This is a genomic window from Neobacillus sp. BP17 (assembly GCF_059579525.1).
This window is the reverse complement of record NZ_CM184198.1, coordinates 3,384,988-3,400,554: the sequence shown is the minus strand read 5'-3', so window position 1 is coordinate 3,400,554 and position 15,567 is coordinate 3,384,988. Positions and strand designations below refer to the sequence as shown.

The following is a 15,567-nucleotide window of genomic DNA, read 5'->3' as shown; positions in this document are numbered from 1 at the left end:
ATTTAGGTATTTTCTTGCGTAGGAGGTAAGTGTTGGTACATATTGGTTTTAGAGACGGAGGAGTTTTGATGAAAGAATCAATTCAAACAGTACAATCTGTGGAAAGAGCTTTGAGAATTATGGAATGTTTTACACTTGAAAATCCGCAAAAATCATTAGGTGAACTGGCCGCCGAAACGAATTTGTCAAAAAGCACCATTTATCGCTTGCTTGCTACACTGGCGATATGCGGCTACATAAAACAGGATAAACAAACCCAAAAATACAGTTTAGGCTTTAAGCTATTTAATTTAGGTGCTGTGGTGAGAGGAAATATGTCTTTAAGGGACACAGCATTACCGTTTATGAAAAAGCTATCTGAAGAATTGTCAGAAACAATTGATCTAAATATTATTGAAGCAGATCAACGAGTGTGCATTGAAATGGTGGAAAGTTCAGAGGAAATTCGTAATATTGTCAAAGTTGGCCAGCGTAATGTTTTATGGACAGGGGCTTCCGGTAAAATCCTGCTAGCAAACCTGGAGGAAACCGAACGTAAGAGAATTATTGACGATGCGAAAAAGCTTAATCAATTACCTATAGAGGAAATCGTATTAGAAAAAGAGCTTGAGATTATTCGTAAACAAGGATACGTTCTCTCTATTGATGATCGACTTAAAGGTTCATTTGCGATTGCTTCACCCGTTTTCGATCATACTAGAAGACTTATTGGTGGATTAACAGCAGCTGGGCCAATCCATCGATTATCAGAAGATCGAAAGCCATTTATTATTAAGCAAGTTATGTATACTGCTTACAAGATTTCAGAATCCATGGGAGACAGTGGTGCGCAAAATCGCTTCAACATGCAAATAACACAGTAATTAACGATAAAAAACTGTACGGATACAAAGTTAGATTGGTATTCGTGCAGTTTTATTTTATTTTCAGAATATTTATAACAATCATTGAAAACAAATTCAAAAAAATGCTATAATTTTCTTAAGCTTATAAAATGGAATGCGTTCCGTATTGTGAAAACGATGAAAAAGTTTTCAACTAATCACAAATGAAAGGAATGATATAATGATGAATTTTCAAGATCATCCGTATTTGCTCCGCATAGGGATTGTCGGATTGGGAAATGCGGGTAGTGCCCTGCTTCCAAGTATTGCAAAACACCCAAATGTAAAGGTTACAGCAGCAAGCGGTAGAAATGAAGAACGGTTGAAGAAGTTTGCTGGGGATTATCAGGCTGAGTATTACTTGAGTGTAGAGGACTTATGTCAAAGTGAGCAGGTTGATGCTGTTTACATAGCAAGTCCGACGGAATTTCATGTAGAACATGTGAGAATTGCAACGCAATATAAAAAACATATTATTGTTGAAAAGCCTTTAGCAGTATCAGTTGAAGAGGCTGATTTGCTTATTCAGGCTGCTGAACAGGCGGGTATTCATATGATCGTCGGACATTCGTTTAGTTTTGAACCGCCTATACGAAAGATAAGAGAAATTATTGAAAAAGGTACGCTTGGGAAGGTGCGGATGATTAACAATTGGTATTATAATGACTGGATGTACCGTCCGCGTACACCTGAAGAGCTAGATACAGAGCTCGGTGGTGGTGTAACCTATCGACAGGGTTCTCACCAGTTTGATGTTATTCGATATATTGGCGGAGGTATGCTTAGAAGTGTCCGTGCAATGGCTGGTCGGTGGGATGAATCTCGTCCGACAGAAGGGGCCCATGCAGCCTTTTTAGAATTTGAAGATGGGACTGCAGCAACTGCTGTTTATAATGGATATGATCATTTTTTAACTACGGAACTTACGTTTGGAATTGGTGAAGGTGGTCCATCACAAAGGAATCAAGGCTACGGGTCTTCTCGTAAAGCTATTCAGCAATTGAGCAGCAGTGAGGAGGAAAGGAGGTTAAAAAGTCTAAAAGGATACGGTGGAAAACATGCAAAAAACTATGATCAAGAAAAAGCTCATCAGCCGTTTTTTGGATTAACGGTTGTTAGTTGTGAGCGGGGCGACATCCGTCAATCACCGAATGGGTTGTACGTTTACGGAGAAAGCGATAAAGTGGAGATTCAGCTTGGGAATGAAACCGGTCGGGATGTAATGATTGCCGAGCTATATGATGCGGTTGCCTTTGATAAGCCTCCTATTCATGATGGTAAATGGGGCAAAGCAAATTTAGAAGTTTGTCAAGCAGTCCTGAAATCTGCCAGGGAACGCAAGGAAATTTACCTGAAGCATCAAGTAGCTATTAACTCATCTAAGCAAATAGCGAGAAATAAATATTGATAAAAATTTGGAAAAGGGTGCAAGACGAGCTTCAACACACCAGGTGTTGAAGCTTGTTATCCTTTATTTGAGGTGAGGGAAGGGTGGTTCTTTCTTACTTTTTAATCATTCAAACGTTAATTTCTATTGCAGTGCAGGGAACACGACCAATTGTTTCTTTATTTGCCGATTCACAAGGTATATCCGTGAGTGTCATTGGAATTTTGGTTTCGGCTTATGCATTTTTTCCAATGCTTTTTGCCGTTAAAGCTGGGAAGTGGCTGGATGCATACGGCGCTCGGCATATGTGTTTGTTAGGAAGTATTGGTTTGTTAGTGTCTGTATTGATTCCGATCATCATCCCGATTGTTCCAACACTTTTTTTTTCGCAATTACTAATGGGGTTTTCGCAAATTTGCTGTCTCATTTCATTGCAAAAAACGGTTGGAAACCTTCCAGGGAACCAGGATAATCTTATTGCTATGTTTAGCCTAACAGGTTCGCTAGGCGAGCTAATCGGGCCCCTCGCAAGCGGGTTTGGGTATGAATACGTTGGTTTTCGCTTTACGTTCGCTATGGCTGCTGTAATTGTCGGTATCGTCTTAATCAGCTGCTTGCTTGTACCAATTAAATTCTGGAAAAGTGCACTTGCCTCTAGAATAGAAAAAGCGGGTAATAAAACATCCTCATGGAAAATGCTAAAACATGTTAATTTACGGAAAGCACTTATTATCAGCGGGTTAGTATTGTATTCAAAAGATCTTTTTGTGGCTTATTTTCCTGTTTTGGGTACTGGAGTCGGAATGAACGCTAGCAGCATCGGGATCGTTTTATCCCTTGTGGCCGCATCATCTATTGGAGTTCGTCTCATACAATTTCGCCTATTGCAAATCTTTGGGCGGGGTAAAATTTTAACCTCCACATTGATAATCAGCGGGCTTTCTTTTATGTTATTGAATGTAAGTGATTTTCCAGTTCTCTACGGACTCATCGCTGTCTTTCTAGGGATTGGGTTAGGATTAGGGCAGCCCCTTAGTCTGGCTTATGCAATGAAGGTAAGTCCGCTAGATAAGCAGGGAGAAGTATTGGGCTTACGGTTGACCTTTAACCGATCTTCCCAGTTCGTCTCGCCCTTTTTCTTTGGGGCAGTGGGAAGAATAGCCGGGGTTTCAGCTATTTTTATGGTATCCGGGATTGTCCTCCTTTTAGGAGCTTTTTTTACTCGATTGCAGAAGGTGGAAAATGGAAATGCACATGATAGTATGAGTGATTTATCTTTTTCATCTAGAGATGAAAAAGAAAGACTAGCGAAAAAAACAAATTAAAACATATCTCAAAATAAATAGGGGCAAAATTCTTCTAATGTTTGAACTGATGTGAAATTCTTTAAATGGAAAAATTGTTAATAAAAATGCACTAATAGATGTACCAGCAAGGAGTAGCGTCATATAAAAAATCCCAAATTATCACAATTAAAAATTGAGAATTTGGGATTTGTCGTTCTTCTATGAGTGAATGATATGTGGGGTGGTGGCAGGAAACTAAGTTATGCTTTTACTGGTTGTTCCCGATTTACATCATCGCGGCGACGATCGCCCCAATAGGTAGAGCCATGTTTAAGGTATTCATCGTAGCTCCATTTAATAGGCTCCCAATCAGGCTCGAAGATTAAGTAACTATTTGTAAAGATTTCAACACGAAGGCCGCTGCCTGGATCTTTTACATAAATGTACATCGCTTGTGAAATACCATGTTTACCAGGTCCAACAAAGCCAACTTCATTTTCACATAAAATGTCAGCTGCACGTAAAAGGTCTTGAGAGTTATCTAGCCAGTAGGCGATATGGTGCATTTCATTGGGTCCAATTGAATTTTTCGTCGTCATCATCGCAACATCGTGTACTAAGTTTGTAACACTCATCCAGCTAGCTACTTGTTCATCATCTGGATTAACGAAGTATTCGCGAAGCTTAAAGCCTAATGTTTCTGTTAAGTAGTTTACTATTCGTTTATTATCCATTGAAGTTTGCAAATTGACATGGTCGATGCGTCGTGGTGAAACACCTTTTGCCCAAGATTTATATACTTGATTTTTCAGCACTGATTTACGACCTTCCTCAGCTGCTGGTTTTTCCATATCGTAATAAATTTCAAAGCGGTGCCCACTTGGTAATTCAAAACGAATCGCTTCTCCTTGACCTACTTCTTCACCATCTTTAATCCAGCGTACATCTGTGCCAGCATCTTCTAAAAGAAGTGCAAAGGTTCCAACATCCTCACGCCGTTTTGCTTTCCATCCGATGTGGTCGATGTAAGACTTTTCTCCAGCTTTGATTGAAAGGGAATGGTGCTCAAAGTCACCCCAGGCACGTAAATAGTGTGTACCATTAACTGCACGTGTTTCCTCTAAACCGATTACTTCTTTAAAGAACCATAGTGATGATTCTAAGTCCTCTGTTACTAATGCAACGTGACCTAATTTTGCAATTTCTGGAGCATAAATGAATTTTTCCATAATTTTCACCTCAATTTAAAGAATGTGAACCAGTAGGTTGTAAAACTGGCAGCCTATTATCCTTGGATACCTGTTTTGATACCAAATAAATGTCTGCCATAACCGTAAATACCATCTTCGTATAAAGATGTAATATGAGTAGCTATCGCAATTAAGTCACGTGCAAACAATTCAACAGGATGACCTTTCAATAAGGCATGTCCGCCAAGTGTTAATAAACTTTTAACACCAATATTGACGCACTTATCGATAATCGTAGCTCGTATTGCTTTATATCTAGCCCCTTCATAAGGACCACCTTTATCTTGTTCCATCATGACAATGTATTGGTTTAATAAAGCTTTAGCTGATTCCATTTCTATACTTAATTCTGCAAGTACGCGCTGACTTGTAGGAGATTCTTTTTCAACGACACCTGAGAAGCGAATTCGACCTGCTGTATGTTTTTCAAACTCTTGTAATACACGTTCAGCGCCGCCTACCGCCATTGCAGCAAATCCAACATAGAAGCCAGGGTAAAAGGGGGTGTTGTAATATAAATAATCTTGATCGAAATCCTTTTCTGGCGGTTGACTGCACTCAATAATTTTACTAAAACGAAGAATCGATTCAGGTTTTACAAAAACTTTGTCAACAATCAGTGTATTACTACCTGAGCCGCGTAATCCAAGAGAATCCCAGTTTTTCACAACTTCTAAATCAGACACTTTTAAGCAAATACCCACTCGTTCAGGCTTCTCAGAATCGTCAAATTTCATCATCGCTCCAACGCCAACCCAATCACAATAATTGATACCGCTTACAAAGTTGTATTTACCAGAAACATAGTAACCGTCTTCACACTTTTCTACTTGCCCTATAGGTGCAAAAACATCAGCTACAAAGCCGCCTTGGTTAACGATTTCGTCACGTAACGGCTTTGGTAAATATGACACCCATGCATTGTGCACTGAAAAAAAGTATGTGAGCCAAGCTGCCGATAAATTGTAATAGCCAACTGTGCTGACCATATCGACAAATGTACGCCAATCAAGTTGTGGGTAACCATATTCTTTCGGAAGAATTAAACGATGAATATTTTCGTTCCGAATAATATTTGCAATATTTTCAGATATTGTGGCATTTTGATCGGCTTGTAACGCTTCAAGCTCTGCGGCTTGACCAATTCTTTTTGCTTTTTCGATTATTTCATTAAAAAGCAATTTATTTTCAACAAGTACTGCCATACAATCAGTTCCTTTCAACATGGATTTAAATAATTATTTAACGGTTACAGCATCTTCATTTTTAAGTGCTAAGAAGTCTATGACAAGCTGATTAACCAGTTCAGGCTGATCTGTTTGACATTGATGTCCGCAATTGTCAATGTACTCAAACTTGATATTTGGTAGTAATTTTTCCAGTTTGTAAGCGGTTTCTATTGACGCAACAGCATCTTGTTTACCCCAAATAAATTTACCAGGAACTTTTAGTTTTGGCAGGGAATCTTTAATACAGAATCGATCCCATAATTTTGTGGTCGTATTCATTTTTGCTAAATAATCATCGAATGCTTTGTTTGCTTCTTTTACACCTGGCCGATTTGCAGCATGATGACGTAATTGAATTAATTCTTCTGGCACTACCGTATCTCCACCTGAATTGCGATTCATGAATTTACGAAGTGAATTTTCTGTATAATCATAGCCGATTACTTCTAAAAATGATCTTAATTTTCTTTCTGGTATTTCCTGCATTGCCTGATAAATCGTGTTACTACCGATATATACAACTTTGTTCACTTTTTCTGGATGGTCAATAGCATATTTTGCTGCTACATAAGCACCTTGTGAATTACCAACTAAGTACACTTGGTCTAGACATAATGCTTCTATAAAATCATGTACATGATTCACTAAACTTTGATGCCCATTAACTGGCCATGCATGAGGGCGTGTATCAGTTAAGCCCATTGATAATTGGTCAGGTGCATATGCACGATATCCGGCTTCTGCTAAAGCGGGTAACATAAAGCGCCAACCTGCTGCTCCACCAGCACCTGGACCTGCACCATGTAATAAGATAACTGCCGGTCCTTCTGTGCCTGCCCATGAATAATGGGTACGAACTCCATTTGCTAAGACCCAGCTATTATGAGAACCTTCAAAAATTGTCATATGTATTACCTCCTTAGTTTGTTTGTATTGGCTTTTCTGAGTTCAGTATAACTGTTTGAATTTTTAAATATCATAGTAGTTTTTATTGAATAAATATTATGAATCTATAAAATTTATTGAAAATTAGAATTATATTGATTAATATTAGTATCAGAAATGGGAACAGGGGGATTGTTCATGAGTAATATTTCGTTTGACACAGGAGAGGCCAAAAATATTTTAATGTCGGCGAACGCCTTTCTGACACTAAAAAATAATTTGGTTAATAATATCGGGTCGTATAAAACAAAAGGGTTCCTGTTTCGATTCGGAAAAGAATTTGGGATGGAAGCAGCGAAAAACTATTTACAAAATAAAACTAGGAAAAATAAAACATTTGGTGAAGGGCATGCCAGACTGGGGCACGTAAAAGATGTGATATTCATGGGGGAAATTGTGAAACATCCCGATGGTTCTATCGAATGTATCGACACATGGGGGAAATGGGTTGAGTCGTTCGAAGCGGAGCTACATGATCAAAATTATGGTCTTGCCACAGAATGTGTTTGTCACACATTATGTGGATTTGCCAGTGGCGCATTATCCTATGAATTTGGGGAATCGATTATTGCTATAGAAACGAAATGTGTTGCGAAGGGGGATCCTTGCTGCGAATTTGAAATTCGTCTTGAAAAAGATTGGTTACCAGCGAAACAGGAGTTAATTAATTTATATCAAAGTGATAATATTTTGTCGGAATTAGAAATGACGTATGATGCCTTGCTGCACCATAAGCATATGCTTGAAAAAATATCGACCTTCCATAGTCAACTCACACAAAACGTGACCGAAAAACATTCGATGGATGAAATACTTCAAACTGCTTACGAACTACTCTATATTCCGATGCTGATAGAAGATATACATGGTCATCAGTTAAGTCAAATCGGACTAACTGAGCAACAATTAGTAAGCATAAAAAAAGAACAAAAGAATTTAAACTATCTCGAAAAGAAGCATGCTGTATCGTACTATGCAGGTCGTTCCCATTTTAAATTAGTAACACCTGTATTAATTAATAAAAAACATTATGCAACTTGCTCATTTTTCTACTTTTCACCTCAGAAAATAGAGAATAATGATTTTTTATTTTTAGAAAGAATATCGAATGTGATGGCGTTGTGCATTTTATACGAGGAGGCGCAATTTGAGGAACAGCAACGAATGAGAAGTTCCATTTTAGACCGGTTAATTCATAATCAAAACATCAAAGACATTGAATCATATTTCAAGTTTTTGCCTTTTAAATTTGAGCCTCCCTTTTCTACAGCTGTTATCCATATTCAAAAACTAAAGTCGAATAATGAAATTATTGATTTACATGATCAACTTATTCAAATGTCTCGATTATTTAAAAAATGGGAGTTGCCTAGTATTTTTGCTGTCGTTGGGGAAGAAATTGTCTTATTAAACGCACAATTTAACGATAAACAAGCTTTCATGAAAAAATTCAATAAGATTTTTCAGGAGATAGAAAAGCAAAATGTCAACTATAATTATGTTTTAGGTATGAGCGGGGCCTTTACAGAATTAAAGGATTTCGAAAAATCCATAAAAGAGGCACGGGTTGCTCAACGATTCCCAAATAAAAAGCTTATGACAGACTATGAAGATTTGGGTATGTTAGGGGATATCGTCACGAATATGAGTTTAGAGCAATTGCATGAAATGGCGAAAAAAACATTAAAAGACTTGTATCATTTCCATGACCCACGAAAAAGAGAGTTGCTGCATACACTTTATGTGTATTTATTAAATGGACAGCGGCTAAAAGAAACAATGGAAGAGCTATCATTATCAATTGGTGGAATACAATATCGGATTAAACAAATTGAAGAGCTGTTGCAGGTCACAGTTAAAAACGCTTCAACGACCGCCTATATATTATTAGTTATACAGGCACTTATTTTATCAGGGGAATTACAATTTGATTAAGACAATTAGTAGCTGAAAATTTGATTTAATCAACTTTAATGTCTGATCAATAAACAGCTGAGTAATTACATACTTTTGTAAACGTTGTCATATACAATAAAAAACTCATCGGAAATGGATATGGCCATCTTCGATGAGTTTTTATTTATATTTATTCAATAACCACAGGTGCTGTAATAGCTTCCTCTTTTTTCGTGATAGCAGATTTGCGTTTGTGTGTCATTAGTAAGAAAACTGCACTGATGATATATAACGCTACAACGATTAATACGCCTGAGTTGAAGCCAGAGCGAATATCGTCTCCTGCTAACATAATTAAATAACCTGTGATAAATGGTCCGATAATTCCTGCCATACTCGAAATGGATAGTGAAATTCCTGAAACACTGCCAATTAAATTTTTTGGAACGATCAACGTTTTTATCGTCGTACCAAGTGGAAGTAGACATGTATTCATAATTAAGCCAATCGCAAGGAAAATAACCGCTAAAATTGGCGATTCAACTATTGTTGTCAGTCCAAAAGCAATAGCACCTATAATCAATACTGTTGTTAACACTTTATCGTATGAGTTAATAAGGCTCTTGTTTTTGCGGAATAAAATGTCCGTAAATTTTCCAACGAAGATGGCAAAAATTGTCCCTGCAATCCCCATGCTTGCAAACACGATACTCATTACTTGTGCGTCAAGTCCAACAATTTTTGCTAAATATGTTGGTGCCCACGTAATAACCCACGTATTGGCCCACATTGATACAAAACCTACGACCATTACTGAAAGGACGTAAGGATTCAACATAACTTTAATAATATCTTTGAATAGAGCTTCTTGTGTAGAGGGCAGCGACGCAATCGATTCTTGAATCGGTTCTTTCGGTTGACTTTTCATGAAGAGGAAGACAACTGCCCAAATTAGACTGACTATACCCAATGTTGCAAATGTATGTTGCCACCCAGCTGAGCCAATTAAAAATACAATAACCGGTGCAGCTAAATACGTCCCAACGGTTGTCCCAGACGTCATAATCGCATAAGCAGATCCACGCGTTTCACTAGTAAACCATTTTGCTACATGGGCCACGCATAATCCATATGTACCACCTTCGAAGAAACCTAGAGTAACACGAATGATGATTAATCCAGCTAAGCTATCAATAAAATAGGCACTAGATAAAGAAACCGTCCAACCTAAAGCAATCAGTATCAGTAAATACTTTGTATTGAAGCGATAAGTTAAAGTACCAAGGAGAATACTACCAATCGCATAAGCCGCAAAGAAACTACTACCGACTAAACCAAATTGCTCATAATTCAAATTCAGCTCATCCATAATCGGTTCTGCAGCAAAGCCAAGCACTGATTTATCCGTGTAATTCATAATAGACAATAAGAAAAGCATGGCTAATACTGTCCAACGCATTATAATTTCCCCCTAAGTTTTAAATAGTTTTTCTATACCTATACCGAAGAAATGCTTGTTAGCGCTTACATTTAATTCAAATCGAATCGCTCCCAACTTATGTGACCTGTGGTTGAATTAAGTTTTTAGACATTTTGTTAGTTGTAAGGAAAAATAAAAAATATCAAATGATTTTTCGGAATATTGCGATAAGAAACATTCTATAAGATTGTATATATTTTTACAACTCTAAATTTTCTAATTGATCATTTCCCGGATACATTATAGTTAGAAAATATACATATTCAAAATGGTAGAAAAGAAGACAAAAATTGCCTGATAATATTGATAAATAACAATTCAATTCCTTTGAACACAAGTTAACATAAAGCCAAACTTGTCATTGATTTTTATTGTTTTTCTCCGGATTTTTAATAAAAGTAGCAATTATAATGTTTTTTTGATTATTTTATGATGGTAACATCCACTAACGATAAGGAGGAATTAGAATGGATGATCGTTTATTTCGAGATGCAATGGGGAAATTTGCTACAGGTATAACGGTGTTATTAACAGAAAATAATGGAGTACCACATGGTATGACGGCAAATGGCTTCATGTCTGTATCACTTGACCCAAAATTAGTCGTCATTTCCATTGGTCATAAAGCGAAATTTTTAGAAAAAGTAAAACAATCGAAAAAATTCTCGGTCAATATTTTAAGTGAAGATCAAGAACATTATTCGCGTCATTTCGCGGGCCAACTGGGTGAGGATGTACAATTTGATCAATTAAGCGGCCTGCCTGTATTAAAAGATACGATTGCACAAATAGCATGTGAAGTTGTATCAGAACATGTAGAAGGTGATCACACATTATTTATTGGAAAAGTAATAGATTTACACTTAGAAGATAAAAACCCACTCCTATTTTTTGGTGGGAAATATCGACAATTAGCAGAAATAGCCATCGTTTAATCAAAGGAGAAAACCCATGGATATTCAGTTAGCAGGTGAGCAGTTGCTTGAAGCAGAACGCTCAAAACAAACAATTGTACCATTCACATCGATAAAGAAAAACATTCTTGATTAAAGTAAGAGGATAAAGAAGGGAGGAATCGCAAATGGAAGTGATTTATGTGAATGAAGTTAATTTACGCGATTTACAGGTAGAAGCGAGAGATGTTTCGATGGCTTTAGGGTACTTTGATGGAGTACATCTTGGACATCAAAAAGTTGTGGAGACTGCAAAGCGGAAAGCAATGGAATATCAGCTTTCATTGGCGGTCCTTTCCTTTTTTCCGCACCCGAAAAGTGTCCTAAATCCAGGCTTTGAGGTGAATTATTTAGAGCCAATTGAGCAAAAAATTGAAAAGCTTGAACAATTAGGTGTCGATGTGTTTTATGTCGTTGAATTTACAATGAAATTAGCAAAAGTTGAAGCGGCTGCATTTATGCAGAATTATGTTATTGGGCTGGGCGCAAAGGAAATCATTTGCGGCTTTGACTATACATACGGTGCAAAAGCAAGTGGGAATGCCGAAACGATTCAAGACCATGTGCCACCGCATATTGGTGTAACCATTGTTGATGAGCTAAAGTGGCATGGGCAAAAAATTAGTTCGACACTTATTCGAAAATATTTAAGTGAATGTCGATTGCAAGAAATTCCAAGTTTACTAGGAGACTATTATAAAACAAAGTATTGCTGTAAAAATGGCATTTTACCAAATTATTCACTTCCAAATATAGGGGAGTATAAAATATTAATTGAAAAAGATGATACGATCTCAGAGGCAATTGCGAAAGTGAAGTCGAAAAAGAAAATTCTTCTACAATATGAACCTCCTAGTTTTAATAGTGTCCTGACGATTAAATGGTTAGAAAAAATAGAAAGCAAACCATATTAAGTCATAATAGAAAATACCACAAGAAAAAGAGGCGAAATCACCTCTTTTTTTTTATCTCAAAAACTATGGTTTTGAGATAGAGCTAGCTCTATCAAAACGTCTCCATAAATCGCTGAGCAACTTTCGATAGTGGTCGCTTTTGGTCCCAAATAAGAGTGGTTTTATTATGCAGAGGACAATCCACTATTTCGACAATTTTAACATCATTTGACTGGTGTATGGAAAGAGTTGATTTTGGCAGGACAGCCGCTCCCATCCCGGCAGCGACAAAAGAAAATATTATGGCAGCGTCGTGACATTCGCAGACGATGTTCAATTTGATCCCTTGTTTTATACAGGTATCATGGATGGCGCTATATGGCCCATACTTGTTTTCACGGACGACCATGACGAGTGGAATGTCTTCAAGATCTTTCATATGTATAGATGTTCTGGATGAATCCCACTCCCATTTACTTGGAACGAATAATACATAAGACTCTATTTGTAACGTCCTTGTTCCATAATCTAAATGTAGGTCTGATACAAAACGAACTACAGCTAGTTCTACTAGCCTCTCTTCTACCAATTTAACGACTTGAAAGGGATGACCGTCCAGTATGCGAAATGTAACGAGTGGATATTTATTAAGGAAAGTTTGAATTCTTTCCGGTAAATATGTCACGGCGCATGTCTTCGCAGTTCCAATTGAGAGTTGTCCCCTTAGTCCATCTCCCGTTTCTTTCACTTCGATTAAAGTGTCATCAATTTGTTGGAGGATACTTACCGCACGTTGGTAGAGTAACAATCCAGCCTCCGTTAATTCGACGCTTCTACTGTTCCGGAAAAACAAAGCGGTCCCTACCTGTTCTTCAATTATCTTTAACTGTTGGCTTAAGGGTGGTTGTGCCATATTCAATTTTTTTGCCGCACGTGTAATTTGACCTTCATTTGCTACTGTCACAAAGTAACGTAGTTGGCGTATATCCATCTGTTGACCACCTATCCATATTTTAATCGTATCGCAAATCTACTAAATAGATATTTGAAGTATAGTATAACGGATGCTACTATAAACGTAAAGATAGAGAATTTTTAGAATAATCAAAACAGAAGATGTTTCCTAACAACAATAGCTGGAGATCTTCTAGCAAAAGACCGTGCGCATGGTTGCAAATGCAAGAATTAGTTAAGGAAACAATGCCCCATTCAATCCTAAGTGTAAAGAATACGGTTGGTGGAAGCAACAGAGAGAGTATGGAAAGGGAGTGCATTGGTGCTAGTATATTTAAATTTTGCAGCTGTTCTAGCGGTGACAGGATATGCGTTGTATTTATTTTTCCAAATCGTATACAGTCGTTATTTGTTTGTAAAGCTCGGTAAGAAACCTACTTTTGAACTGAACCTCAAAGAACGATTGAATAGCGTGTTAGTCAATGGGTTTGGTCAAAGAAAATTGTTTAAAGACAAGAAAAGCGGTCTGATGCATTTTATCTTGTTCTATGGTTTTTTCATCATCCAAATAGGGCTTATCGAAATCATCATCAAGGGATTTATCAATGGGTTCGAATTCCCTTTCGGTGCAGCGCATAAATATTTCAGTTTCATGCAGGAATGGACAACCTTCCTCATGCTCTGCGGTGTGGCATATGCTTTTTACCGTCGTTATATAGAAAAATTAAAGCGCTTGCAATTTAGGAGAGATGTTAAAGCTGCTGTGGTTATCATTGCTCTAACGACGCTGACTGTGTCCATCCTGCTGACGCTGGGGTTTGAAACCGTGATGCTAGGGCATGAACCGGATTTCGTCTATGCTCCATTTTCCGGAGTGGTTGCGACAGTATTCTCCGGGATTGGTACGACAGCAGGAACAGTATTATTCTACGTATTTTGGTGGGTGCACCTGCTGACAGTGTTGTCCTTCATGGTGTTCGTCCCGCAATCTAAGCAAGCCCATGAACTATTCGCGTTGTTCAACTTATTTTTCAAGAAAGTCGGACCTGTTGGAAGATTGAGAAAGATTGATTTTGAGGATGAAGAGGCTGAGGAATTCGGCGTTGGAAAAATCGAGAATTTTACCCAACAGCAGCTAATTGATCTGTACGCCTGTGCTGAATGCGGACGATGTACAAATATGTGTCCTGCTTCCGGTACAGGTAAGACCCTTTCACCAATGGAACTCATATTGAAAATGCGAAACCACCTGACGGAAAAGGGGGCTTCAATCACATCGCGTACGCCTTGGGTACCAGCTTTTGCTTTTAAAGATGCGAGGGCCAATCAATTTGCTCTACTAGCAAGAGCGGATGTAAATTCCGAGGTGGCGGCTACTATAGAAATGCCAAACCTGATTGGGGATGTCATCTCGGAAGAAGAATTGTGGGCCTGTACAACCTGCCGAAATTGTGAGGATCAATGTCCGGTGATGAATGAACATGTGGATAAAATTATCGATATGCGAAGATTTTTGGTCATGACACAAGGGGAGATGCCGGCTGAGGCTTCACGCTACTTCAATAATATCGAGAGACAAGGAAATCCTTGGGGTACGAACCGCAATCAACGCATCAAATGGCGGGAAGGTATGGAGGATATTATCAAAACTGTTGATGAGACTAGTGAATTCGATGTTTTATTCTGGGTTGGTTCGATGGGCTCGTTCGACATCCGCAGCCAGAGGATTGCCCGATCCTTTGCTCGTTTGATGCACAAAGCAGGTGTGAATTTTGCGATTCTCGGCAATGAAGAGAAAAACTCCGGGGACACGTCACGCCGGATGGGGAATGAGTACTTATTCCAGGACTTATGCTCTCAAAACATTGAGACGTTCCAGACGTACGGCGTGCGCAAAATCGTGACGACCGATCCCCATGCATTTAACACCTTCAAAAATGAGTACCCGGAATTTGGGCTGGAAGCGGAAGTCGTTCACCATACCCAACTTCTGGCTGATTTATTGAAGGAAGGAAAGCTCAAGCCAACTAAGAAGATTGAAGAGAAAGTGGCCTATCATGACTCTTGTTACATCGGACGCTACAATGATATCTATGATTCTCCAAGGGATATCCTCCGTGCAATCCCGGGAATTGAGCTGCTCGAGATGGAACGAAACCGGGAAAATGCACTCTGCTGCGGTGCTGGAGGAGGAAGGATGTGGATGGAAGAGCGCGAAGGGACCCGGGTGAATATAGCTCGCACGGAAATGGCGCTTCAAACGAATCCGACGGTCATCGGCAGCAATTGCCCATATTGTTTAACGATGCTTTCCGATGGCACAAAGGCCAAGGAAGTTGAGGAACAGGTGCAAACGCTGGATATTGCTGAAATCATTGAGATGTCGGTGGAGTTTTAAAAAAGATACAAA

The 15,567-nt window shown here is 38.4% G+C and carries 12 protein-coding genes; 7 read left to right on the top strand and 5 right to left on the bottom strand.

Annotated features, from left to right (window positions below; genetic code table 11):
* Positions 1 to 68 precede the first annotated feature (68 nt).
* The 3 genes from AC4QJR_RS16400 (at position 69) to AC4QJR_RS16390 (ending at position 3,596) form a co-directional block, all read left to right on the top strand.
* Positions 69 to 863, top strand: a complete 795-nt coding sequence (locus AC4QJR_RS16400; RefSeq protein WP_496523545.1) for an IclR family transcriptional regulator — start codon at positions 69 to 71, stop codon at positions 861 to 863.
* Positions 864 to 1,065: 202 nt separating this feature from the next.
* Entirely contained in the window at positions 1,066 to 2,292 is a 1,227-nt protein-coding gene (locus AC4QJR_RS16395; protein ID WP_375375569.1) for a Gfo/Idh/MocA family protein, read from the top strand.
* 83 nt (positions 2,293 to 2,375) lie between these two features.
* The gene (locus AC4QJR_RS16390; RefSeq protein ID WP_098571839.1) at positions 2,376 to 3,596 is read left to right on the top strand and encodes an MFS transporter; all 1,221 of its coding nucleotides are present in this window, start codon (positions 2,376 to 2,378) and stop codon (positions 3,594 to 3,596) included.
* A 221-nt stretch (positions 3,597 to 3,817) separates the two neighbouring features.
* On the opposite strand, the gene AC4QJR_RS16385 is transcribed toward AC4QJR_RS16390, so the two are convergent.
* The 3 genes from AC4QJR_RS16385 to AC4QJR_RS16375 are packed head-to-tail and all read right to left on the bottom strand — an operon-like array spanning position 3,818 to position 6,942.
* A complete protein-coding gene (locus tag AC4QJR_RS16385; protein WP_375375571.1) occupies positions 3,818 to 4,786 on the bottom strand; it encodes a VOC family protein in 969 nt (322 codons plus the stop codon).
* Positions 4,787 to 4,842: 56 nt separating this feature from the next.
* Positions 4,843 to 6,012: an acyl-CoA dehydrogenase family protein gene (locus tag AC4QJR_RS16380; RefSeq protein WP_496523544.1), complete on the bottom strand. Its 1,170-nt coding sequence runs from the start codon at positions 6,010 to 6,012 to the stop codon at positions 4,843 to 4,845.
* Positions 6,013 to 6,045: 33 nt separating this feature from the next.
* Positions 6,046 to 6,942 carry an alpha/beta fold hydrolase gene (locus AC4QJR_RS16375; RefSeq protein ID WP_496523543.1) on the bottom strand — a complete coding sequence of 299 codons (897 nt, stop codon included), beginning with the start codon at positions 6,940 to 6,942 and terminating at the stop codon, positions 6,046 to 6,048.
* Positions 6,943 to 7,119: 177 nt separating this feature from the next.
* On the opposite strand from AC4QJR_RS16375, the gene AC4QJR_RS16370 reads away from it, so the two are divergent.
* Positions 7,120 to 8,916: a V4R domain-containing protein gene (locus tag AC4QJR_RS16370; protein ID WP_496523542.1), complete on the top strand. Its 1,797-nt coding sequence runs from the start codon at positions 7,120 to 7,122 to the stop codon at positions 8,914 to 8,916.
* A gap of 151 nt (positions 8,917 to 9,067) precedes the next feature.
* Here the strand turns inward: AC4QJR_RS16370 and AC4QJR_RS16365 are convergent, their stop codons facing one another.
* Positions 9,068 to 10,336: an MFS transporter gene (locus AC4QJR_RS16365; RefSeq protein ID WP_496523541.1), complete on the bottom strand. Its 1,269-nt coding sequence runs from the start codon at positions 10,334 to 10,336 to the stop codon at positions 9,068 to 9,070.
* A gap of 488 nt (positions 10,337 to 10,824) precedes the next feature.
* Between AC4QJR_RS16365 and AC4QJR_RS16360 the strand changes: the two genes are divergently transcribed.
* On the top strand, positions 10,825 to 11,292 hold the full coding sequence (locus tag AC4QJR_RS16360) for a flavin reductase family protein (RefSeq protein WP_496523540.1): 468 nt from the start codon (positions 10,825 to 10,827) through the stop codon (positions 11,290 to 11,292).
* Between the two features lie 146 nt (positions 11,293 to 11,438).
* Complete coding sequence (locus AC4QJR_RS16355) at positions 11,439 to 12,224, top strand: adenylyltransferase/cytidyltransferase family protein (protein ID WP_496523539.1); 786 nt, start codon at positions 11,439 to 11,441, stop codon at positions 12,222 to 12,224.
* 91 nt (positions 12,225 to 12,315) lie between these two features.
* Here the strand turns inward: AC4QJR_RS16355 and AC4QJR_RS16350 are convergent, their stop codons facing one another.
* A complete protein-coding gene (locus tag AC4QJR_RS16350; protein ID WP_496523538.1) occupies positions 12,316 to 13,194 on the bottom strand; it encodes a LysR family transcriptional regulator in 879 nt (292 codons plus the stop codon).
* Positions 13,195 to 13,479: 285 nt separating this feature from the next.
* Here AC4QJR_RS16350 and AC4QJR_RS16345 point away from each other — a divergent pair, with 285 nt between their 5' ends.
* Complete coding sequence (locus AC4QJR_RS16345) at positions 13,480 to 15,555, top strand: (Fe-S)-binding protein (RefSeq protein WP_496523537.1); 2,076 nt, start codon at positions 13,480 to 13,482, stop codon at positions 15,553 to 15,555.
* The last annotated feature ends 12 nt before the right edge of the window (positions 15,556 to 15,567 follow it).